This is a genomic window from Evansella clarkii (assembly GCF_002019695.1).
In the GTDB taxonomy this organism is placed as follows: domain Bacteria; phylum Bacillota; class Bacilli; order Bacillales; family Salisediminibacteriaceae; genus Evansella; species Evansella clarkii.
This window is the reverse complement of sequence record NZ_KV917376.1, coordinates 1628949-1653098: the sequence shown is the minus strand read 5'-3', so window position 1 is coordinate 1653098 and position 24150 is coordinate 1628949. Positions and strand designations below refer to the sequence as shown.

18 protein-coding genes and 1 pseudogene are annotated in these 24150 nt (G+C 42.1%); 2 read left to right on the top strand and 17 right to left on the bottom strand.

Annotation, left to right across the window (positions count from 1 at the left end):
- Nucleotides 1-153 precede the first annotated feature (153 nt).
- Nucleotides 154-1116 (top strand): LPXTG cell wall anchor domain-containing protein, encoded by a 963-nt coding sequence (locus BK582_RS07625; protein WP_078593936.1) that lies wholly within the window; start codon nt 154-156, stop codon nt 1114-1116.
- A gap of 136 nt (nt 1117-1252) precedes the next feature.
- On the opposite strand, the gene BK582_RS07620 is transcribed toward BK582_RS07625, so the two are convergent.
- From BK582_RS07620 to BK582_RS07545, 16 genes and pseudogenes are all read right to left on the bottom strand, one after another.
- Nucleotides 1253-3274: a TRAP transporter permease gene (locus BK582_RS07620; RefSeq protein ID WP_078593934.1), complete on the bottom strand. Its 2022-nt coding sequence runs from the start codon at nt 3272-3274 to the stop codon at nt 1253-1255.
- Nucleotides 3271-3735 (bottom strand): DUF1850 domain-containing protein, encoded by a 465-nt coding sequence (locus tag BK582_RS07615; RefSeq protein ID WP_078593932.1) that lies wholly within the window; start codon nt 3733-3735, stop codon nt 3271-3273. Before BK582_RS07615 ends, BK582_RS07620 begins: the two co-directional genes overlap by 4 nt.
- Entirely contained in the window at nt 3725-4744 is a 1020-nt protein-coding gene (locus BK582_RS07610; protein ID WP_177344636.1) for a TAXI family TRAP transporter solute-binding subunit, read from the bottom strand. Before BK582_RS07610 ends, BK582_RS07615 begins: the two co-directional genes overlap by 11 nt.
- 150 nt (nt 4745-4894) lie before the next feature.
- Complete coding sequence (locus BK582_RS07605) at nt 4895-5602, bottom strand: HAD family hydrolase (RefSeq protein WP_078593930.1); 708 nt, start codon at nt 5600-5602, stop codon at nt 4895-4897.
- Between the two features lie 279 nt (nt 5603-5881).
- On the bottom strand, nt 5882-6955 hold the full coding sequence (locus BK582_RS07600) for an arabinan endo-1,5-alpha-L-arabinosidase (protein WP_244895360.1): 1074 nt from the start codon (nt 6953-6955) through the stop codon (nt 5882-5884).
- A 232-nt stretch (nt 6956-7187) separates the two neighbouring features.
- Nucleotides 7188-8360 (bottom strand): sn-glycerol-1-phosphate dehydrogenase, encoded by a 1173-nt coding sequence (locus tag BK582_RS07595; RefSeq protein WP_088032214.1) that lies wholly within the window; start codon nt 8358-8360, stop codon nt 7188-7190.
- Nucleotide 8361: 1 nt separating this feature from the next.
- Complete coding sequence (locus BK582_RS07590) at nt 8362-9480, bottom strand: GntR family transcriptional regulator (RefSeq protein WP_078593928.1); 1119 nt, start codon at nt 9478-9480, stop codon at nt 8362-8364.
- A 117-nt stretch (nt 9481-9597) separates the two neighbouring features.
- Entirely contained in the window at nt 9598-11082 is a 1485-nt protein-coding gene (araA, locus tag BK582_RS07585; RefSeq protein WP_078597871.1) for an L-arabinose isomerase, read from the bottom strand.
- 27 nt (nt 11083-11109) lie between these two features.
- Nucleotides 11110-12780, bottom strand: a complete 1671-nt coding sequence (locus BK582_RS07580; RefSeq protein ID WP_139368219.1) for a ribulokinase — start codon at nt 12778-12780, stop codon at nt 11110-11112.
- Nucleotides 12781-12793: 13 nt separating this feature from the next.
- Nucleotides 12794-13484 (bottom strand): annotated as a pseudogene (locus BK582_RS07575) (L-ribulose-5-phosphate 4-epimerase).
- A gap of 142 nt (nt 13485-13626) precedes the next feature.
- Entirely contained in the window at nt 13627-14586 is a 960-nt protein-coding gene (locus BK582_RS07570) for a glycoside hydrolase family 43 protein (protein ID WP_078593924.1), read from the bottom strand.
- Between the two features lie 40 nt (nt 14587-14626).
- Entirely contained in the window at nt 14627-16132 is a 1506-nt protein-coding gene (gene arfA, locus BK582_RS07565; protein WP_078593922.1) for an arabinosylfuranosidase ArfA, read from the bottom strand.
- A gap of 17 nt (nt 16133-16149) precedes the next feature.
- Nucleotides 16150-16776, bottom strand: coding sequence for a YesL family protein (locus BK582_RS07560; RefSeq protein WP_078593920.1), 627 nt, complete (start codon nt 16774-16776; stop codon nt 16150-16152).
- Nucleotides 16777-16816: 40 nt separating this feature from the next.
- The gene (locus BK582_RS07555) at nt 16817-17671 is read right to left on the bottom strand and encodes a carbohydrate ABC transporter permease (protein WP_414457976.1); all 855 of its coding nucleotides are present in this window, start codon (nt 17669-17671) and stop codon (nt 16817-16819) included.
- Nucleotides 17671-18570 (bottom strand): carbohydrate ABC transporter permease, encoded by a 900-nt coding sequence (locus BK582_RS07550; RefSeq protein WP_088036791.1) that lies wholly within the window; start codon nt 18568-18570, stop codon nt 17671-17673. Before BK582_RS07550 ends, BK582_RS07555 begins: the two co-directional genes overlap by 1 nt.
- Before the next feature lie 124 nt (nt 18571-18694).
- Nucleotides 18695-20047, bottom strand: a complete 1353-nt coding sequence (locus BK582_RS07545) for an ABC transporter substrate-binding protein (protein WP_078593916.1) — start codon at nt 20045-20047, stop codon at nt 18695-18697.
- Nucleotides 20048-20649: 602 nt separating this feature from the next.
- Between BK582_RS07545 and BK582_RS07540 the strand changes: the two genes are divergently transcribed.
- Nucleotides 20650-21267: a hypothetical protein gene (locus tag BK582_RS07540; RefSeq protein WP_078593914.1), complete on the top strand. Its 618-nt coding sequence runs from the start codon at nt 20650-20652 to the stop codon at nt 21265-21267.
- A gap of 142 nt (nt 21268-21409) precedes the next feature.
- Here BK582_RS07540 and BK582_RS07535 read toward each other — a convergent pair whose 3' ends face one another.
- Entirely contained in the window at nt 21410-24073 is a 2664-nt protein-coding gene (locus tag BK582_RS07535; RefSeq protein ID WP_078593911.1) for a bifunctional diguanylate cyclase/phosphodiesterase, read from the bottom strand.
- Between the last annotated feature and the right edge of the window lie 77 nt (nt 24074-24150).

Genomic DNA, 24150 nt, shown 5'->3' with positions numbered 1-24150 from the left:
CTGTTTTTTCTAAAAATTAGTTCTTTTTCTCTAAATTCAATAATTTGGAAGGAAAAGACGTTTAACCAGGCAGGCATAAAGGAAAACAATACAGGAACGCATGTAAAGGGTGAAGTACTCTCAATCTAAAATCATTTGACAGGAGGGCTTTGTTTGATTAAAAAGAGAAGTTTGACTGCTTTTGGCGCTTTGTCATTGTCTATGTTACTGATCGGAACAAACAGCACCGTTGCAAATGAAGATTTAACTGCTGAAGATGTACTCAATCAATCCAATGAGGCGATGGAAAGTCTACATAGTTATTCCAGCACGATCGATCTGCACCAGCTCATGGATGATGGCGTCTCAGGAGAAATGGAGATGTATTCGGAAATTCAGCAGGATGTCATTCTCGATCCGTTTAAACTTCGCCAGGTTATGACTTCAACTCTGCCGGACGGCTCAACAGAAACTATTACCTCTTACTTTACAGAGGATGGTTATTTTATGGAAGATCCTGAAGGCGGCTGGATGCAGCTTACTGACGATATGAACGATATGAATGGAACAGCGTATGATCCGAATGATCAAATCTATCAGATGGAAGCATATGCTGATGATCTGGTTCTTTCTGAAGAGGGCGGCTACTATGTGATTACATACGAGGGAGACGGGGATGAACTCTCCACGCTGATGAACGATCTTACGGAAGAAGGAATGAGCGACGAAGATACAGCATTGATGGAAGAAATGATGGCTGAATTTGAAATCCATGATTTCTCTTATGTCCTTTATATAGACATGGATACTTACTTCCTCGACAGCATGGTTCTCGAGCTGGATATGGAAATCCATGCTGAAGGAGAGGAATCGGTAAGTATCTGGCAGAACCTTGAAATGTCATTTTATAACTTCAACAGTGTGGAAGACTTTGAGATTCCACAGGAAGCCATCGAAGAATCAGATGATTTACACGAAGTAATTGACGAAGCGATAGAAGAGGCGGAAGAAGGGGACGAACTCCCGGCAACCGCTACGAATAATCCAATCATGGCGTTTGGCGGACTGCTTCTTGCAATGGCGGCAGGCGGGGTGCTGTTCATGCGCCGAAGAACACAATCCAATCTGCATGGTTAATTCGGAAATAAAAATCAAAAGGGGAAGTCACCAAAAATGTTTTTGGGACTTCCCCTTTTCTTATGCGGAAAGGTCATTCTTATTAGGCTGATCTTCCATTGTATAACTTTATTATACCAGCAAACCTCGTATTGTTTTAAGCTGCAGCGGAAAGGTCTTTTTTATACTTAATAAAGTTAATAGCTGCCACACTAAGTACGATAACAAGGCCGATCAGATCTGTTGTAAATTCGGGAACAATGGACAGTAATGCTCCAGCCCCCATCACAATGCGTAACAAGAAATTCATCTCTGTTTTCAGATATCCTTCTAGTGCCGAACTTAGTGCGATAATACCTATAATTGATGTCACCACAATGGTAATAATAGATATAGCAGACGGCACTCCAAATTCAGTTGCGTTAGTGGCTACGCCTGTTGTATCAATCATAAGCATTGCCGGATTATAAACGAACAGATATGGGATGATAAAACCGGCCAGTGAGAGCCTTAATGCGTTAAAGCCGGTCCGCATAGGGTCCCCTCCTGATATCCCTGCCCCTGCGAAGGCAGCAAGCGCCACCGGCGGAGTAATATTAGCAAATATACCAAAGTAAAATACAAACATGTGCGCCACTAAAACCGGAATGCCAAACTCAGCAAGGGCAGGAGCCGTCATAGTTGCAGTGATAATATAAGCAGGAATTGACGGAAGACCCATTCCAAGAATGATAGAAGCAATCATTGTAAAGAAGAGCGTGAGGAACAGTGAACCTGCACCAATATTCGTTATTGCCGAAGTCATAGCAGTACCGAACCCTGTTAAACTAACAACACCAATGATAACTCCTACAACGGCACAGGCAATCATTACTGATAAAGACTGTCTTGCCCCATTTTCCATCGCCTGAAGAACATCCTTCGGCGACATTCTTGTCGTTTTCCGTAATGCTGCAACAATTACTGTTAAAATCAGTGTATAAAATGCTGCAAAAGCTATAGGAATATTCATATAGAGCATTACAATTAAACCTATAATCGGGAGCAGCAGATGACCTCTTTCCTTTAAAACTTCCCTGGCAAGAGGAAGGTTTGCCTTTGGAATTCCCCGCAAGTCTTTTTTCCCCGCCCGGAAGTGTACCTGCATGATTACAGCCAGAAAATACAGCACGGCCGGCAATAAGGCTGCCAGTGCAATTGTTCCATAAGCGATTCCTGTGGTTTCAGCCATTATAAATGCACTGGCCCCCATAATCGGAGGAAGAATCTGTCCGCCAACAGAAGCACTCGCCTCTACTGCACCGGCAAAATTCCTGTGATAACCGATCTTCTTCATTAACGGTATGGTGAAAGAACCAGTCCCTACTACGTTGGCTATGGCAGCTCCGTTAATACTGCCCATAAATCCACTGGAGATTACAGCAACTTTCGCTGGTCCTCCTTTTTGCCTTCCTGCAAGGGCCATTGCCAGATCGTTAAACAGCTGGCCCATCCCTGACTTCGCAAGGAAGGCACCGAACAGGATAAAGAGGAAGATAAATTGTACAGAAGCACCTATTGCCGTGGAGTAAAGCCCTTCTGTTTTTAAATACAGCTGGCCAAAAATATCGCCAAGGTCAAACGCCCTGGTCATCAGCATGTTCGGCAGCCACAGGTTATGGCTGAAGAATGGATACGATAAAAAGATTAACGCAAGGATAGGGAGAATAATGCCTGTTACTCTCCGGGCCGCCTCTAATATCAGGACTACAGTCATGATAGCCATTATAATATCGACTGTATTGGGTATTCCTCCCCGAGTCGTAACAATGGCAGTATATTCATAAATGATATAACCTGCAGTGGAAAGGCTTAGCAGAAATAAAATCCAGTCGTAAAAAGGGATTTTTGACCTCCCCTGCTTCCTGAATGTAGGATAGAGGAGGAAAATAAGCCCCATACCTACTGCCACGTGGATAGATCTTTGCTGGAGGGCGGGAAGGGGATTATATGTAATATACAGATGATAAGCAGAATAAAGTATGGCTATTATCGAGATAAAGTAAACGATACTGCGATTACTAAGTTTTCGCACCCTTGAATCTGTATCGTACTTTTCAAGAATTTCCTGACTGGCTGTTTTATCTTTGTCGTGTTGTGACTTGCTTTCTATGTTTAAATCTCTGTTGTCTTTTTTCATAACATCGGCCCTCCTACGTACTCCCATAAAGAAATATATTGCAAGGAAATATTTACATATTCATAGTCCTCTGTATAGTCATATAAAGGAATAACCCTGCCGTCTGTTTCAATGGTAGTTTCGGCATTTTCTGATACTGTCAGATTAAACTCATTCATTTCCCGGTCTATCTTCATTCTGATATACCCATCATGTGACTCTATTATCTTCCCATCAGAAGGCACTCCGGCACCATAAGTTTTAAAATACGTCTCTGTTAATATAAGGTTTCCTCCGCTTTTTTCATATGTTTCGACCCACTCTTCTTTCTCTACTGAATGAATCCATTTCAAATGAAACTGGTTTTCTTTTAAATAGTAAATTTCATCTCCAAAATCGAATTTTATTACAGAGACTCTGAAAAAAAGGAAGAAAAGGAGCACAAAAGTAACTGTGCCCCAGATTATCCCTTTATTGTTCATTATAGTAACGTTCCGCCCCTGGGTGTAATGGAGCTACAAGACCTTCCTGAGCATCTTCCAGTGAGATGTCCGATGCTGCCTGATGGGAGTTTTCAAGAGCCCCCAGGTTTTCGAAAAATGCTTTAGTTAAGTTATAAACATCGTCCTCGCTCATGTCTGCATGGACAATCAGTGCGTTCATAATAGCAGCTGTCTGAATTGGTTCTTCATTTCCATATGTATCTGCCGGAATTTCCATTGATACAAAATACGCTTCGTCCTGGGCAATTTCTTCCACATCAGATTGCTCGATTGCCACCAGGTTAATGTCCATAGTTTCGGCGAGCTCTAGTAATGAGGCATTTGGCAGACCGCTTGTCAGAAATGCGGCGTCAAGCTGCCCGGCTCTGAGCCCATCCGCAGCTTCTGCGTAACCTAGGTAATCTACATCGATATCATCGTATGTCATCCCATGTCCTTCAAACAGGTTCCTTGCATTAACTTCTACCCCAGAGTTCTGGTCACCCACTGCTACTCTTTTTCCTCTCAGATCCTCAAAAGTTTCAATGCCGGAATCTGCCGAAGTCACGATCTGTACATAGTTAGGGTATAGTGCTGCTATCTGATTAATCTTTTCGATCGGTTCATTAAAGTTCCCTGTTCCTTCAACGGCTTCTGTAACAACATCACTCATGGTAAACGCCATCTCAATTTTATCTTCATTCATTAAGTTAACATTCTCTACGGAAGCACCTGTAGTCTGTGTTCTTGAATTTACTCCAAACTCTGAGCTGTACGTTTCAGCAAGAGTAGTGCCTATAATATTATATGGACCTGAGGAACCGCCGGTACCAATTGTAACAATATTAGTACTTAAACCTTCTCCCCCATTGTCTGCATTGCTGCCATCGGCATTACCGTTATTTCCATTTGCATTTCCGGCAGTATTATCATCTCCTCCGCCGCAAGCAGCAAGAAACAATGTTGATGCCATCCCCGCTAATAAAATTTTATTTTTCAACCTTTTCATAATATTCTACCTCCCTGTACTAGTCAGAATAATTATACATTAAGCGTTTACATTTTTAAAGAACTTGTAAAATTTTGTAGTATTATTAAAGAGGAGGCTGCATCCTGTAAATAACTCTTTTCGGCATTTCCTCATATTTACTTTGTTATATCATTCTTCTATATGATTAATAAGTTTCTGATAGTCTTCTATAATTAAAAGGGGCTCGTACTCACCTTGACCGCGCTCCCTTCTCCGGTAATTAAACCAGACCGGAGTCCAGCCGGCTTTATAAGCGGGCACCACATCATTTCCCCATGAATCACCAATATAAATGGACTGAGCCGCTGGAATGCAAATGTGTTTACTCACATAAGAAAAGATATTTATATCCGGTTTAGCAAAACCTATTCCATCGGAAATAAATATATATCTCTCAGAGATTAATTTTTTCAGCTTAAGTGTTTCAATCTTGCTTTTTTGATGCTCGACTGGCCCGTTGGTTATGATACCGCAAATTATTTTATTTTCCTTCAAGACGTTAATTGCTTTTTCAGCACCAGGGAATAAAGAGATCTTCCTTTGGTATCTTTCATAACTTTCCTGAATTTTACCAGCCTGAGAAGCTGTCAGATTAATGCTGTACTCTTCAAAAGCACGCACGAGTCTTTCTTTCCGAAGACCTGCAAGGCTGAGCTTTCCTTTCCGGTATTCCTCCCAGAGTAAATCACTGGCCTTTCTTGAGCTTTTATACAGGTCTTCTATATTAATTTCTTCAATATCCGTTAATTCTTTTTTTACAGCATTCTCAAACGGAATAAGCTGGTCATACAGCGTATCATCCAGGTCAAAGAATACCGCACGTTTCTTTTTGTCCATATTAATTCCTTTCCTAACTTCTTTGGCGTATCCAGACTCCCATTTATTTCATCATTTAACACCTTCCATTTGTAAGGCAGATCTTCCTTATGGAAAAGCATTCATATTTTTTCCAGAATGAGTTGTCTTATATTATATTCCTTATCGGGACACTTGGATTTCCAATTATTTCTGCCATCCTCCACCTCTGAATATATATCAAAAGAAAGACTTGTTATAAGAACAAAAAAGGCCGCATTATTTTTGCGGCTTTTTTGTTCATCATCGTATCAGTAGAAACTACCTTGCTGCTGAGGGCCAGTTGTCTTCCCATTCAAGAGTTCGGATCTGCATACGAATTACACCGTCAGCGTCTCCGTCATAATAATGGTGAACTAAGTAGTCTCTGCCATATGCCTGAAGGATATCCTGTCCGCCTGGACCGATCTGGTTTCCTTCACTTTCAAGAATTATAGTTCCGCCCCCCTCTTCAAGAGGCACTCCATCCTTATCAAGATAAGGACCAGTAACGGACTCAGACCTTCCAACCGCTATTTTATATGTGCTGTCCAATCCGGCGCAGCATCTATCCCAGGAGGTGAACAGATAATAAAACTTCCCTTTTTTAATAATCGTTGGAGCTTCCACGGGATTGTGGGCGACTCCGGGACGGTTTGCCAGCGTGTACACCTCACCAACAGTGTCAGTCATACCATCCATCTGCTGGAGTTTAATTCCGCTGAAATGAGAACCGAAAACGATCCACCATTGTCCTTCCGCTTTAAACACATGAGGGTCTATGGCATTATAATCTTCCTGCCCACGCTGAGAAGTTACGACAGGACCGTGGTCTTCCCAGCTGTCAGGATCTCCAGGAGTTTTCGAGCTTGCAACACCAATTGCAGAGTTATTAGAGCCGAATGAAGACGCGGCATAATATAAGTAAAATCTATTACCACTTTTTACAACCTGTGGTGCCCATAAATGGGATGGAGAGTAATCATACACCCAGTCCGGAGATGTGATTTCTCCGATGGACTCCCATGGTCCTTCCAGGGTTCCCTCTGATTTTCTGATAAAAATTCCCCCAGGATCTTCAGGACTTCGCAAAATTCCAGTTGAGAATACATAATAATTGTTTCCGTCACGAATTATAGCAGGATCATGTACCGGGTCATCTATTTCTCCAGGGATATACTCTCCTGTATCACCATACATCTGGAGCACACCTTCCGGAGGTTTCCCCTTTCCGTTCCCTTTTCTCTCATCATTATTTATTCCATTGGCAAAAGAAAGAGAAGTTAGTAAAAAAAACAGAACTACCGATAAAATTGCAGCCAACCCAGAACCTGCCAACCACTTTTTCTGATTCACATTTCTACCTCCTAATTATTTATTGTAAAGGCTTTCATACCAAGGAAAGAGTCACCTCCTTTTCATTACAAGTTAATTATACACATCACTGGTACGTATAAGTTAATGAATAATCTAAATTTTCTAAAATTAGTACTAACGTCTTGATTAACTATTAAATAATCTGCTACTTATTTTGATAAATCCTACTCCTTTATTTTACGAGCTAAAGATAAAAAATGAGAACGGTAAATCACACCGTTCTCATTTTTGATTCATTTATATGCCTAAGCATAGTCTTTCTGTCACGGATTAAATGTGCACTGGCAAGGCTGTCACTAAATAGTGATTCTTCAATACCAATATCCTCCAGGGTAGCACTGCCCCCTATTTTCTTTAAGGATTCTCTGAGTATACTGCCATGCGGAATCCATGCAATAATCTCTTCTATTTTCATGGAACCTGTCTCAGAGGAGGCCTCCAGCAGATTCTCTTTCTGCTCCTTATAATGATCAGCAATAAGTGCGCATGACACTCCTACTTTTACCCCGTGAAGAAGCTGCTTACGGCCTTCTTCCAGGAACCTCATCTCCCAAAAGTGAGATAAGTGATGCTCACCGCCCGATGCTGGATGAGAATTGCCGAAAAGAGACATGGCCAGACCGGATTTTATTAGAGCATTCATAAGTTCAATAATGCCCTCTTCTTTCTTTTCAGCGATTAAATCTGCATATTTAATACAGTTCTTAAGTGCTTCTTCAGTCATCGTGGCAGCAGCTTCACAATAGGGTTCTCCCCCTGTAAGATGCCCAAACCGCCAGTCTGCCAGGGAGGTATATTTACCGAGCATATCCCCGAATCCTGCGGCGAGCATTTCCTGAGGAGCATTACAAAGCACCTTTGTATCAGCAAATAAACCTATTGGAGCATGAGTTTGAAAAGTTATTTTCTTGTTCTTCACCACAATTGGTGCTCCTTTAGAATTAAATCCGTCTACTGACGGAGCTGTCGGAACGGATATAAACGGCAAACCCATTTTAAAACTGACAAACCGTGTTATATCGTGAATTGTTCCTGCTCCAACTGCTATAAAAACTTCCGTTTCCTGATCAGCATCAAGGAGAGCATGGACAATTGCCTCTTCGTCTGCAATCACATCCCCCTGGCTGTTTTGTGGGATAAGAGATCCTTTTACGTTAAACCCTTCCTCGCTAAGTATTGCAAAAATCTTGGCACCTGCCGCTTCCCAAGTATTTTTGTCATGCACCAGCAAAACATTTTTATAGATTTTCTTTGATAAAAAAGAGCGAAGCATAGAAAATGCTTCGTCTCCAATTTCAAATTTTTCTGTAACAAGAGGGTAGTGTTCTGCCCCACATTTGCACGCTTCCCTGTGTTTCCCGTACCATTGATTAATGGATACCAAATCAATTCACCTCTTTAATGCCAACTTTGCTGGTTGAATTACGTACCACTAGTTCTGGCTGGAAGACAACTGGATTGACTATTTTGTTTAGTGAAGGCTCCTGCTTCTGCTCAATGAGCTGCTGAATAATCTTTCCTGCCTCAATACCCATGTTTTCCTGGGGATGCTTAACGGTAGTAAGCTTTACTTCTGCGGCAACAGACAGGAAAGAGTCATCATAACCTATAATTGAAATATCCTCCGGCACTTTTAGTTGCATTTCTCTGATCACATCCAAAAGCAGGAGAGCAAGCTGATCATTGTAACAAACGATAGATGTTGGCAAATCCTTTCCTTCCTCCAGCTTCTTTCTTAAAGTCTGCTTCGGGACAGTATCCTTTGTTTCTGTCGTGTAAGTGATAATATTTTGCGGGCTAAGCGGTACCCCACTCTCACGGTGGGCTTTAATAAACCCTTTCATCCGCTTCATACCCTGGATATCATCATTCTTAAAAAAACCAAGAATATGCTCATGTCCCTGGTCTATTAAGTGTTTTACCTGGATCCTGCCGCCTTCCACATCATCCATTACCACATGTGTTGGTTCCAGTTCATCATAGTAGGCATGAATCATAACGTACGGGATTCCTACCCGTTCAATATTTAAATAGTAGTTAATGTTCGGGTTAGGCAGAGCACTTTTCGTTGGCTCCACAATTACTCCGTCAAACTGCTGGGAGAGAACGGCTTCAAGGCAACGGCGCTCTTGCTCATGGTCGTTATTAGTACTGAAAACTGTTACCTGGTAGCCATGTTCACTTAAATATCCTTCTGCTCCCCGGATGATGGTGGGAAAAATATAATCGGAAAAATAAGTAGTGATGACAGCTATATTTTTCGTGCGGTCAGGAGATGTTGTCTTGTAGTGTGTACGGTCTGCGCAGAAAGTACCCGCCCCTTGCTTTTTATATATCCACCCATCATTAACCAGGGCGTCAATGGCTTTGCGGATCGTGTGCCGGCTTACCTGATACTCCTTCATCAGTTCATTTTCAGAGCTTATCTTCTGGTGGGGCTGAATGAACCCCTGTAAAATTTTCGATTTAATTTTGTTTTTGACGTAATTATATTTCGTCTCCATAAGGCACCTCGCATCCTTAACTCATCCGTACAACTATTATATCACGCGAAATTAGTAAAGCCATTTATAAGCGCTGGATATCACAAGGAACATTCCAGTCAATTTCTTTGTGACATTTTATCTCTTCCATAATACTTCATTCCAATTAAGCTCATTTATAAACTGATGAAGATTTGTATCCTTATTAATAACCACTGCTTCAATTCCAGACATTCCAGCCCAGTCCAGCAGCTGGTCCCTCGTAGCTGCAAAAGAGAGAACTGTATGGTGGGCTCCACCTGCGTATATCCATGCCTCAGTTGCTGTTGCAAGAGATGGCTGAGGCCTCCATAAAAGCTTAGCAACAGGAAGATTAGGTGTGTCATGCATTGGTACAACGCTGTCCACTTCGCTGATAATTAGACGGAATCTATTGCCCATATCTACCAGGCTGGCATTTACTGCCTGCCCTTCACCCCCATTAAATACCAAACGCGCAGGGTCTGTTTTACCTCCAATGGAAAGAGGGTGCACCCGAATTTCCGGTTTGTCGCGGGCAACAGTGGGGCAGATTTCAAGCATATGTGAACCGAGTACCATTTCATTCCCCGGCTCAAAATGGTAAGTGTAATCTTCCATAAATGTTGTTTGCTTATTTCCGGTCATTACCTTCATCATTCTCAGAAAAGCAGCTGTTTTCCAGTCACCTTCACCTGCAAAACCGTATCCCTGCTCCATTAAACGCTGAGCCGCCAGTCCAGGAAGCTGATTCAGGCCATGGAGATCCTCGAACGTAGTTGTAAAGGCATTATACCCATTGTTCTCTAAGAACGCTTTTATTCCTAATTCAATTCTTGCCTGATCCAAAACAGATTGTTTCAGTAAGTTGTCCGATTTAATATTTTGTCCGATTGTATACGTATTTTCATATTCTTCAAATAAGAGCTCCACTTCATGATCGGAGAAACTGTTAACATATTCAACAAGATCTCCAACTCCAAAACCGTCAACTGTCCAGCCGAATTTTACTTGTGCTTCCACTTTATCCCCTTCTGTTACAGCAACGTTTCGCATGTTATCTCCAAAACGTGCAACCTTCACATGACGATTCTCGGCATGACCGACAGCAGTTTTCATCCACTCTCCCGTTCGGGACTGTACGTCCGGATTACTCCAGTGTCCTACCACTACTTTTCGGTCAATCTTCATTCTGGAAACCAAAAAACCAAACTCACGGTCACCGTGGGCAGCCTGATTTAAGTTCATGAAATCCATATCGATATTTTGCCACGGGATATCACGGTTAAACTGCGTATGAAGATGAAGCATAGGCTTTTGAAGAAGATTCAGCCCTGCAATCCACATTTTTGCCGGAGAAAAAGTATGCATCCAAGTGATTATCCCTGCGCACTCTTCATCGCTGTTTACATCAAGAACCACCTTCCTGATTTGATCAGCTGAAGTCAGCACTGTCTTCAACAATATTTCATAAGGAACTTCCGATTGATTCAGCCCCTGGACTACCTGCCTCGCCTGATCCTCAACCTGGTCTAAAGTCTCCTTCCCGTATAAATGCTGGCTGCCTGTTAAAAACCAGAAAGTATATTTTCTAAGTTCCATCACCATCATTAGTTCCTCCTTATCTGTTATTTATTCTTCATCGTCCAGACGCAGTTGCTTTAAACGCTTCATTACGTCATTTTCTCCTCGGCCAAAGTAATCATGAAGCCTGATGTATTCCTGATATATCTTCTCGTATTTCTTTACATTCCCGGGTATTGGCGTGAATACTTCGTCTCTCACTCTGCCCATCTTTTCAGCAGCGTCCAGGATATTATCATAGCCGCCATTTTCCGCTCCTGCAGCAACTGCTCCAAACATAGCTGCTCCCAGGGCCGGTGTCTGTACAGAATCGGCAACTTTAATGACACGGTTAGTTACATCTGCATAGATCTGCATCAGCAGCGGATTTTTTTGCGGCAGGCCGCCACATGCATATAATTCATTTACAGCAACACCTTTTTCATGGAAAGCATCTACTATTACTCGTGTGCCAAAAGCTGTAGCTTCTAAAAGTGCCCGGTATACTTCTTCCGGCTTAGTTAATAACGAATAGCCAAGCATCATGCCGCTTAATTCTGTATCCACAAGTACTGACCTGTTGCCGTTCCACCAGTCTAACGCCAGGAGGCCACTCTCCCCAGGTTTAAGTGCAGAAGCCTTTTCCTCTAAATACTGATGAACATTTCTTCCGTTTGCAGCAGCTTCATCGTAAATATATTTAGGCACTCCGTGATCTACATACCAGCCAAAGATATCTCCCACTGCAGACTGTCCAGCCTCATAGCCATATAAACCAGGGATAATTCCATCTTCAACAACCCCACACATGCCTTCTACTTCAACTTCTTTTGTTCCGAGAAGCATGTGGCAGATGGAAGTTCCCATAGCCATAACCATCTTCCCCTCTTCCACTACGCCAAGAGCCGGAACTGCAGCATGGGCATCTACGTTACCTACTGCGATAGGCAGCCCTTCCTTAAGTCCGGTAGCTTCTGCCATCTTTTTAGTAAGTCCCCCTGCACTTGTCCCAAGAGGAGCTACGTCACCGCTAAGCTTAGTCTCTGTGAGATCTTCCAGTTTTGGATCTATTGCTTTAAAAAATTCCTGGTTCGGGTATCCATCTTGTTTATGCCACTGTGCTTTATAGCCAGCTGTACAGCTGTTTCTTAGCAGTGTCCCGGATAACTGCATAATTACCCAGTCTGTTGCCTCAACGAATTTGTCAGCCTCCTCGTAAATATAGGGAGCTTCTTCAAGTATTTGATACGCTTTAGCAAGCATCCACTCGGAAGAGAGCTTTCCCCCGTACCGGGGAATGAACTTCTCGCCGCGTTCCTCTGCAATGCGGTTTATTTCGTTTGCATGTTTCTGGGCTGCATGGTGTTTCCACAGTTTTACCCAGCTGTGAGGGTCGTCGCGATGTTCATCTTTAAAACAGAGTGGTACACCTACTTCATCTATAGGAAGCATGGTACATGCTGTGAAATCAATACCTAGCCCTACAATATCCTTTGGATCAATGTTCGATTTTTCAAGAACCTTTGGAACGGAACGCTCAATTACTTCAATATAATCCTGGGGATGCTGTAAAGCCCATTCATATCCCAGCTTGATTTCCTTATGTGGCAATATGGAATCCATAACCCCGTGTTTATACGGCGTTACATGATCTGCAATCTCTTTCCCGTTTTCCAAAGAGACGAGCACTGCTCGACCTGACTGTGTACCATAGTCAACACCTATTGCGTATTTGCTCATTTTTTCCCCTCCATTACCCATTGTCCTGTCCGTAATAAGCATACTTGCCATGTTTGCGTAAAAAGTGTTTATCCAGTAATTTCTGGGCCATCCTCGGAGTACTGCTGTTGATTTGGTACGTAGCTACAGCCACCTTCGCCACTTCCTCAAGAACTATTGCATTATGCACCGCGTCCTTTGCATCCTTCCCCCAGTTAAAGAGTGCCTGGCTGTTAACTAACACACCTGGAATGGACGTGGGGTCAATTCCGCCTTCTTCAAACATCTCCACGATGACTTTTCCTGTTTCTTCTTCATAGTCACCTTTTATTTCTGCTTCGGTCATCCTTCTTGTGCAAGGAATGGTGCCGTAAAAGTAATCTCCCTGAGTAGTTCCCAGTGCCTCAATACCTTCGCCAGCCTGCGCCCAGCTTGTGGCCCATGGTGAATGAGTGTGGACTATTCCGCCAATGTCTTTAAATTGTTTATAAAGATACAGATGTGTAGGGGTGTCAGAAGAAGGTTTGAGTTGCCCTTCCACAATATTTCCTTCTAAATCAACTACCACAAGATCTTCTGGAGTGAGTTTGGAGTATTCTGCGCGGCTTGGCTTTATACACAACAAGACCGCTTTCTCTGTCAATGCTGCTTACATTACCCCAGGTAAATGTAACGAGGTTATGTTCAGGAAGAGCAAGATTGGCTTCTAAGACCTCTTGCTTCAAAGTATTTTAAGACATGTTTTATCCCCTCTCTAACAGCTTTTCTAATAAAGATTTATATCTCCATCCGTTAAACTCATACGCTTCAACTCGTACATAACCTCAACTCGTACGGACATATCCGGTGATGAAAAAAAAGCCTGACTTAAGCATCAGGCACTGGTTCACCAAATACCGGAAAACCATCTTCATTCCAGCTGATTACTTGTGCACGGGTATGACGATTCGGATCATATAAAGGATCTCCTTCGATTTCCTCATAGTTTCGCGCGTGGTAAATTAACACATCCTTTTCTCCATCCTCACTAACTGTAAAGCTGTTATGTCCCGGTCCATACTGTCCATTTTTCCCGCTTGTCTGAAAAACAGGGTGGTCAAGCTTTTTCCAGGAGTCCGGATTCAGCAGATCTGCATCCTCATCCGCATACAGCAGACCCATACAGTAGTTATTATCTGTAGCACTTCCAGAGAAAGTCATAAATATTTTTCCGTTTCTTTTAATAACCGCGGCTCCTTCGTTAACATAAAAACCAATCTTTTCCCAGTCATACTCCGGAGTGGAGATCATTACCTGCTCCTCTTTAAGTGTCCATGGGTTTTCCATCTCAGCAATATAGAGGTTAGAGTTTCCTTCAATCTCCGGATCTTTTTGTGCCCATACATAATAACGGACACCCCGGTGCTCAAAAGAAGTCGCATCAAGACAGAATGTTTCCCACTTAGATTTCACCTGGCCTTTTTCTGTCCAGCTTCCTTCCAGAGGATTAGCCGCCTCGCATTCAAGAGCGAACATTCTGTGGTCAAACAGTCCGTCCCTTGTTTCTGTTGTTCGTGCAGCTGCAAAATAGATATACCATTTACCTTCAATATAATGAATTTCGGGAGCCCAGATATTCGCGCTTAACGGGCCAGTTTCATATTTTCGCCAGACTGTTACCGGCTCCGCTCCTCTAAGCCCTTCGATTGTTTTAGCTCTTCTTACCTCAATACGGTCGTATTCAGGTACTGATCCGGTGAAGTAATAATAACCGTCTTCGTGCTTATACACCCATGGGTCTGCGCGTTGCTCAATTAATGGATTGTTATATTGTAGTGTGTTGTCCATAATTCTTCCGCTCCTTCTTCTCTGTATATTTTCCGGTAAACTATCTCGTTTTCTTTAGTCGGATAACATTCCAGGAAGCTTTTCCAAGAAGAGCTTCTACGTGCCCGTCTCTTAATTCTGATTTTCCATTGGTGTGTGGTTTTACAGGCTGGTGAAGGGAAGTGTTTACCGCTTTTAAATCATTGTTCTCAAGAACAATATGCTCCTGGATGCGGTATCCCTCAAACCCGCTCACATTTATATCAAGTTTAAGGTCTTCGTTGATATGCCTATTCAGAGCAAATACAGTAACTTCCTCCTGCTCTTCGTTGTATACAACAGCACTGTCCAGGTATGGCACATCCGTAAAATCCTTCGTATCAAACTTTGGTGAAGAAACTACCGGATGTAGGGATGTACCCCGGCCGAAAACAGATGCATGCATGTATGGATAGTAAATCGTCTGCTTCCATGCAGCTCCCATATTATCCGTCATAATCGGCGCAATAACGTTAACGAGCTGCGCCATACAAGCCATTTTTACCCGGTCTGCATGCTTCAGAAATGTAATTAAGATACTCCCTACAAGAAGGGCATCCTCAAAGTTATAAACATCTTCCAGCTGAGGCGGCGCCACTGTCCAGGGCTCAATTTCTTTATCCTTGTCGTTGGAATGGTACCATACATTCCATTCGTCAAAGCTGAGCATCATAGTCTTCTTGCTGCGTTTTTTCGCTTTTATATAATCACAAATAGAAATAACCGTACTGATAAAACGGTCCAGTTCCATAGAATTTGCTAAGTAATTTTGTGAATCGTTATCCCGGTTGCCAAAATACTGGTGAAGTGACACAAAATCCGCCTCTTCATACGTATGGTCTAAAGTCGTCGCTTCCCACTCGGGGAATGTAGGCATGCTGGAGTGTGAGCTTCCGCATGATACCAGCTCTATTTCTGGGTCAACCAGTTTCATCGCTTTTGCAGTTTCTTTTGCAAGGCGGCCGTATTCTTCAGGAGTCTTCTGGCCAACCTGCCAAGGACCGTCCATTTCGTTTCCTAAACACCATGTTTTTATATTATGAGGCTTGTCATACCCGTGCTGCTTTCTAAGGTCGCTCCAGTATGTTCCGCCAGGGTGGTTGCAGTATTCAAGGAAATTCCTTGCCGCGTCAATCCCCCGTGTTCCAAGGTTGACTGCCATCATTACTTCTGAACCTGCTTTTTTCGCCCAGTCAGCAAATTCATTTGTTCCAAAATCATTTGTTTCAATGACACGCCAGGCAAGCTCCAGGCGGTTCGGGCGCTGGTCTTTCGGCCCCACACCGTCTTCCCAGTTATATGCGGACACCATGTTTCCTCCAGGATAACGAACAATTGGCACATTGAGTCCTTTTACTAGTTCCAGTACATCCTTCCTGAATCCCTGTTCGTCTGCTTCAGGGTGTTCAGGCTCGTATATACCTCCATAAACCGCACGGCCTAGATGTTCAATAAAAGATCCGTAAATTCTGTCGTCAATATCTGAGATTCTGTATTCTTTATCGATTACCATTTTTGCTTGTTTCATTATTGATCATTTCCTCCTTATGAAAAGCTCTCTTTGAATTTTTCCTGCTTCACTTCCAATTTTTTTAAACTATTTGTAAAGAACCACATCAGCATGTAGGAGAGAACACTTCCTGAGAAAAACAATATGGCTGTTGGAAATGCAAGAGACATATATACGGAAGCCCATATAAGCAGCATAAACAGCATGGCAATATGGATTCTACCTGCCATAAACTGGAAAGTCCTTTTGAGTATAGTAAGGGGACCACCCTCAAAATGTACGGCAACAGGAATCAGAGTTACAACGAACATGAAATATAAAAGCACTACAAATATATATGACAGAACAACAATAAACGGGGTTTCAGTTCCTAGTGAGAGCATTATCTGGTAGTTTACATAGAGTAGTCCTCCAATGAGAGCTACTCCCCAGCCAAAGACATTTGATTTAACAAATACTTTTTTGTATTCACTCCAGAAACTTGAAATCACTGGAATATCTTCCTCACCCCTCACCCACTTCCGTGAAATGGAAAACATTGCAACTGTTGCCGGGAAAAAACCGAGAATTAATAAACCTATGATGGAAGACCCAAGCCATAATAAGTTTAATAATGCAAACCTGGAGATTAGCCGAAACAACAGATCAATTTTTTTCATCATTGCTGTCCACCTTCCTTTCGAACATTATAAAACTGAGTACTTATCCTTTTACTCCACCGGAAGTAAGTCCTGCGATAAAGAAGCGCTGGAAGAATAAGAATAAGATAATGATAGGGACAATACTTAAAACTGAGCCTGCAAATAGAATTTGATAATTGTTTCCATAAGGAGTAAGGAGTGTCGCCAATCCTACCGGGAGTGTAAACATATCGTTTGAACGCAGTACGAGTAGAGGCCACAGAAAGTTATTCCAGCTTGATAAACCCTGTAAAATCGCCATAGCTGCAAAAGAAGGCAGCATTAACGGCGCCATGACCTTAAAGAAAATCCCAAACTCAGTACAACCATCGACCCGGGCAGACTCCATTAATTCTTTTGGTAGCCCCAGTGAATACTGGCGAAAGAAAAATACTGCCACAGGAGCGACAATGAGAGGGAGCATTACCGCAAAATATGAATCTATCAACTGGAAAGACATCATCATCCTGAATAACGGCAGCATAAGGATTTCAAAAGGAATCATGAGAATAAGCAAAACCAGAACAAAGATAAAGCGTTTTCCTTTAAAGTCATATAAAGCAAGTGCATATCCCACCATAGAAGAAAAAAAGAGGGAAAGTATAATTAGTATCCCGGAAATAATTAAACTGTTAACATACCATCGCCAGTACCGCGTACCCTCCGAACCAAAAATTGCTTCAAAGTTCTGAAAATCCCAGCTGGAAAAGAACAACTGGCTTGTCAGCCCAATACGCATGAGATCTGAAGCCGGACTAAGTGCGGCAACTACCAGTGCAATAACCGGGAAAAGAGAGATCAGAGCAACAATACTGAAAAGGACTATGAGTAATACACTTATGGTTTTTTCTTTTACCACTTTTTTCTTCTCCATCATTAATCATCCTTTTTAAATGCACCGGTTGCATATAATTGAATTACACTGATAACAAAGATAATACCAAGTAGAACGATCCCGACTGCAGCACCGAATCCCATATCATTGCGCTGAATACCTTCCTGGTAAATATAGCCCACCACAGTCAAACCAATATTCCCCGGCGAGCTCGTTTCAAAGAACACGAAGCTTTCTTCAAACATCCTGAAACCATTAATCATCGTAATTGTTGTAAGGAATATGACTACAGGCTTAATAGCAGGGAATGTTACATTTTTAAATTTTTGCCAGGCGTTTGCTCCATCGATATCTGCTGCTTCATAAAGATCATTGTTAACATTCTGAAGCGCCGCAAGGAAATAAAGAATATTTACCCCCATCCATCTCCAGGAGGCTAAGAAGACCATCAGGAACATTGCTGACCAAGCATTATAGCGCCACTCCACAGGGTTTAGTCCTATAAACTGAAGTACCTGGTTAGCAAATGCTGCCTCAGAATCACCAAATATCATCCGGAAAATAGTACCAGCAACAATTACAGATGTTAGAGCTGGAATAAAGATAGAAGCACGGAAAAAATTTGTGAATTTCATAAGCCGGTGGTTCAAAAAGATCGCAAATACCATCGGTAATAATGTCAAAATAATAACAGTAAAAATTACATAAATCGTGGTGTTCTGCAAAGCCGTGTAAAAAGTTGGGTTAAAAACACGGCTGTAGTTCGCCGTACCTATGTACTCTACCTGGCCAGGAAGAACTCTCTGAAAACTCATGTTCACTGCACTTATAAACGGATAAAGAGAAAGGATTAAAAAAGACAGAATAAATGGCGACACAAATATATAGGGTGCTGCCTTTTTTGAATACAGAATATTAAAGCGGCGCTTTCGTTTTACCACGACAGTGGCGGCATTTTTGTTAGTTGGGATAGAAGTTGGCACGGCTCTTGCCTCCTCTTTAAAAATACTGCCCAGGGAGTATGGGAAAAGGGGGATTCCCTCCCCTGGGCAAAGAGATAAAACCTTAATCTGTCATTCTGCTTCGAACAGCTTCCGCTGCATCACTTAGTGCCTCTTCAGGTGTTTTGCTCTGTTCACGAAGCACAGAGTGCATTACAGTAGAATTAATTTCCTGCTGAGCATTAGGAGTTTGTTCAGTAATATTCAAATCGTTAATTTCATCATTGATGTCCAGCAGGATGTCAAAAATATCATCGTGGAAATATTGGAAGAATCGGTTATCCGCCCTCATTTCTTCAGTATCCCAAACGTCATGCCTTGGCGGATCGAAACCAAGAATTTCCCAGAGCTTAATGTTCCCTTCTTCCGTTAGCTTCGCAAAAGCAAGGAACTCCTTCGCTAATTCAGGATCTTCAGTCTGATTTGTGATTACTGTTCCAGTTCCACCCATACCTGCCGAACGGTTGCCACCCTCTTCCCATGTAGGGAGGGGGCGAATCTGCATTTTTCCATCAAGGTCACCCATATAATCAAGGAAGCGGCCCATATACCACATTGGCATCATTAGTGAAGCAGCTCCTCCATCATTCATAAACCCATAATATTCCTCTGCATGATGTAAGCCACCAGGTGCAAGGATTGCAATTTCATGTTCATAAACAAGGTCATGAATAAACTGAAGTGTATCAACATTAGTTTCGTTGTCGAAGATCACATTTCCATCTGCGTCAAAATAATCTGAACCACGCTGGCTAATGAGCGGCCAGAATGTAAAATGGTCGTCAGATTCAACTGTTGTCATAACAGCTTCTGTATTTTCCACTACTTGTTTACCAGCTTCTATATAATCATCCCAAGTTTCAATGGAATCAATATCAACACCAGCTTCGTTCATAATTTCTTCGTTATAAAACATAACTGTAGCCCCAACATGGTAATCCATCCCGTAGTATTCTCCGTCTTTCGCGTAAATCTCAAAACGGGATGTAACCATGTTATCTAATTCTGGTTCTACCACATCATTTAAAGGTTCAAGCTGCGGCTGCCCTTGCAGGAAGTTTGCAAACTGAGAAATCTCAATATCTGCAAAATCAGGTGCCCCGCTGCCAGATTGTAAGGATAATAGAAGGTTATTATGCATTTGATCATACGGATATGTTTCTGCTACTAATGTAATTGGACGATCAGGATTTTCTTCGTTCCAGCGAGTGACAGCGTCTTCAAAAAACTGTGAGTGGAGTTCCTGGAAGTTCCAGAAAGTAAACTCTGTAGCTCCTTCAATATCGTCGCCAATTACTACCTGCTCTTCTAAATCTCCACCTTCCCCACCGCCAGCTTCTTCATTACCACTGCCGTTTCCTCCGCAAGCTGAAAGTAAAACAGCCGCAGAGCTGAGCGTTAATAAAAATTTCTTCATCATACACCCTCCCATATCATTCAGATTAATATAAGTACTAATTCTTAATAATTCATCACTTTGTGGTACGTACATGTGATTTTTTGACTGTGGCAAAAACCCCCTTACTTAGGCAGTATTTTCACTAATTACGAAAAAACTACAGTAATAAAAGCGCTTTCAATGGTGTGGGAACTTGTACGTATAAGCTTTGAGTTCATTATAGGTCAGTCATCTTCCATACGCAAGTTTATTTTTTAAAAATTCTATATTTTTAGATATGTAAGCGTTTTTTGTCATATCAAACAATGACTCTACTTGTACGGATGTTATGGCTGTTCAGTGAACTCATAGTGAATGAAGATAGACCCGCCCAGATGAGAAGGATGCGAAAACCGCCAGGACTACAGGGAAAACCTTGGTTATAAAGCACAAAAGGGGTTAAGTTTTTTATTATCCTCATCCCCGTATAAATGCCCTTTATTTTTCATAAATATTAGTATATAAAAACTCAGAACGAATAAACCAAATCTTTGGTGGGAATTTGGAGTTTTTTCACCTGCGTGAATAACACTTATACAGTTCTTGAAAGTATATTTTTATGTATAGGGGGTGGTGGTAATTTGCGGGTATTAAGCCTTGTATTACTGTGTGCTGTTTGTTTTACAGGCTGTTCCCCAGACAATGAAGGGACAGCGGTAAAAGAGACAGCATATTCCGGGGAAGTACTGAAGATAACCGAAAGTCCAAGAGGCAATCCGGCAAGTACGACTGAATCATCAGCTGTGCGAACGACTGATGATATTACGGACTTTCCCATTACACCTGTCACCGAGGCTGAGAAAGTGTATGCTGAATTTATAGATAGCATATATAAAGATATAAATACCGCCTTTGATGAAGTGTTGCAAGAAATTGACCAGCTCGTCAACCCTAACGATGAAGACAGCAGAATGTATGCTTTTAATGAAGACTGGAATGCCAATATGGATGAGCACCTCAGAATTCTTTCCGGTATACTGGAGCATTTACACGAGATGGAAACAGTTCCTGAATTGTATGCGGATCACCACTATCATACAAAAACAGGTCTGAATTTATTCCTGTCTTCTGTGGAGGCGACCCGTGAAGCAAGCATACAGGCTGATCCGGAACTGCTTCAGGAATCCGGTTCCCTGTATCTGGAAGCTTTCACTCATCTTGCGCAAGTCCCCCATTTTTATCCTGAGAATGAAGAATAACGTACTCCAAAGCATGTTGTTCTGCCTTACAACTAAAAACCCATCGCTGTTAAGCAATGGGTATGTGTGAGCCATATTGTTTTTTTTCCAATTATGCGGGCTTCTGCAAATCGGCATATGAATAAGCTCCCTTACTCTCAATTCAAGCCCCTTTACTGTTATATTCTTTGAAAAAAACAGAAGCATTTTCTGCAGTTAAAGGTTTACTGAATAAGTACCCCTGCATCCTGCGGCATCCCAGCCTTTCAAGCTGTATTCTCTGCGCGTCAGTCTCCACACCTTCGGCAATGACACTGATATTAAGGTTGACCGCAAGATCGATAATCGATTTTACAATGGAATCATTTGCTCCTTCCCCTAACCTGGAGATAAATTCCCGGGGGATTTTAAGCTCGTCGATAGGCAAATGTGCTAAATAAGCAAGGGAGGAATGGCCTGTCCCAAAATCGTCGATCGAGGTCTGAACTCCCATAGCCTTTATCTTTGTCAATTTTTCCATCGTCTGTTCAATATCCTTCATAGCAATTGCTTCCGTAACTTCAAGCACTAACAGCTGAGGATCCAGGCCTGTTTCAGCCAAGCATTCAGATAGTAGTGCCGTTAAATCCGATGAGATAAATTGTATTGGGGAAATATTTACAGAAACCCTTACATTTTTCCCTTCATTCTGCCACCTTTTCCCCTGGAGGCATGCTTCTCTCAAAACCCACTCGCCGATCTCCACAATCAAGTTGGTTTCCTCAGCCAGAGCCAGAAATTCACCCGGGAAAAGCAGGCCCCGGCCAGGATGCTGCCACCGAATCAGTGCTTCAGCAGCAATACTATTGCTGCCAGGTGAATGTATCTGAGGCTGATAATGGAGCCGGAACTCGTTATTTTTCACAGCCTTGCGAATCTCACTTTCCAGCGTCAGGGCAGTAATATCCTTTTCCATCTTATCCACATAAAAAACATATTGGTTTTTGCCATTATTCTTAGCAGAATACATCGCTAAATCTGCCTTCTTTAAAATGCTCATTGCTGTTTCCTTATACCCACGGCCACCGTTGAAACAGGCTGCTCCTATACTTATGGTAGAGATAAATTCATTTCCTTTTATATTATATGGTTCATTCATACATTCTTTAAAACCATCCAGCCATTTAGAGATTACGGAATGTTCGGATACTCCATTCATCAGGATGACGAACTCGTCTCCTCCATACCGGGCGGTAATGTCGCCTTCTCTTATAAAGGCTTTCAGTCTGTCTGAGACAGCCTGGAGCAATTCATCACCGGCATCATGGCCGAGAGTATCATTAATTATTTTGAATCGGTCAATATCTAAATATATTACCCCGAACTTTTCGCTGGATTCTTCTGCTTTTTTCAGTTCTTCTTCGAGGCACTTTTCAAAATAATCCCTGTTCGGGAGGCCGGTCAGTGCGTCGTGATAAGCAAGATAATATATTTTTTCCGAGTTTTTTTTCTTCTCGGTTATGTCCTGCGCGATAACAAAGACACCTGTAATTTCCCCTTCCACTTTCATAGGTATATACGAAACAGCCAGATCTCTTGTTTCCCTCTCCCTGTTATTTGCAGCCATTTCGAAATACTGCGGAAGCCCCTGGCAGGCTTTTTGAAAATAACGCTCAGCTTTTTGTTTTTCAGCTGGATTTACATAAGATAAAGAACCATTATCGGTAAAAAATTGCTCTGCACTTGCCAGCTCTTCATATGCCTTGTTCGTCTTAATTAATTCTCCATCTAAACCTACTATAAGAGCTGCATCAGGATGGTTCTCAAAAAGAGACTTAAACTGTTCATTGCTGTTATTAAGGTTTTTAACCAGCTTTCGGTTATGAATCAGCACCGCCACCTGCCTGGCAACTACAAGAACAATGGCTGAAAATCCGGCTATAGTAAGTACCTGATGCTCCCGGTCAAACAGGATAATAAACAAAATGAGTGCAAGCACACTTAAGTATGGTACTGTCAATCGAGCAATATTTATTTGCTGGCCCTTATAATGATTTATGTCTGCTGCTTGCTGATACGGATTTGTATAAAAGCTTGAATATCCCATAAGCAGGAGGGACAGCGTGAACAATGGATCAATCAGGCTGCCGGCTGCATAGCTCTCATCCAGATTCAAATACATATATACTGTATCGGCACTAGTCTGCACCAGGATGGCCAGTAAAATGATAGTGAACGCAGGCCTGAATGAAGATTCCTTTGTGATGAAAAAAAGAACAGCCGCAGTAAAGAAAATGGCAAGATCTCCAATCGGATAGCCTAAGGCAATAACCAGGAACATACCTGATACTTCCGGTCCTTGAAAGAGACGTTCAATAACAAAATAATATTTAACTGCTGCAGCAATAATCATCAGGAGAAGCAGCTCAAAAAAGAACTGAAAGCCTTTTTCTTTTTCCTGTATATAAAAATAATAACCTGTAAAACCAGCTAAATAACAAAGAATTTGGAGCATATAAAAGATGTCAGGCAGCCCTGGAAAGGGAACTTCCACCTGCAGATAATTTTCGTAGTACACCCAGATAAGATCGCCGGCAAAAAAGCTAAGGCATCCTGACCCCAGCCAGAACCACAGCAGCCGAAACCTCTTGCAGGAATTGTTTCTGGCAGCATAAAACAGACAGACAGCTGCAATGAAAGCTCCCCCGGCGGAAAATAGATTCGTGGATAAATTAACCGGCCACCGTGATCCATCGCCCAGCAGGATTATTAAGTAATAAGCCAATATGTATAGTAATAAGCCAACGCCAAAAAGGATTTTATACTGCCTGAGCTCAGTTGTTTTCATGCTTCTTCCTCCACCGATGTAATTAAGACTAAAGCCAATCGAACTAGTCAATTATACCTTGTTCCTAACATTATAAC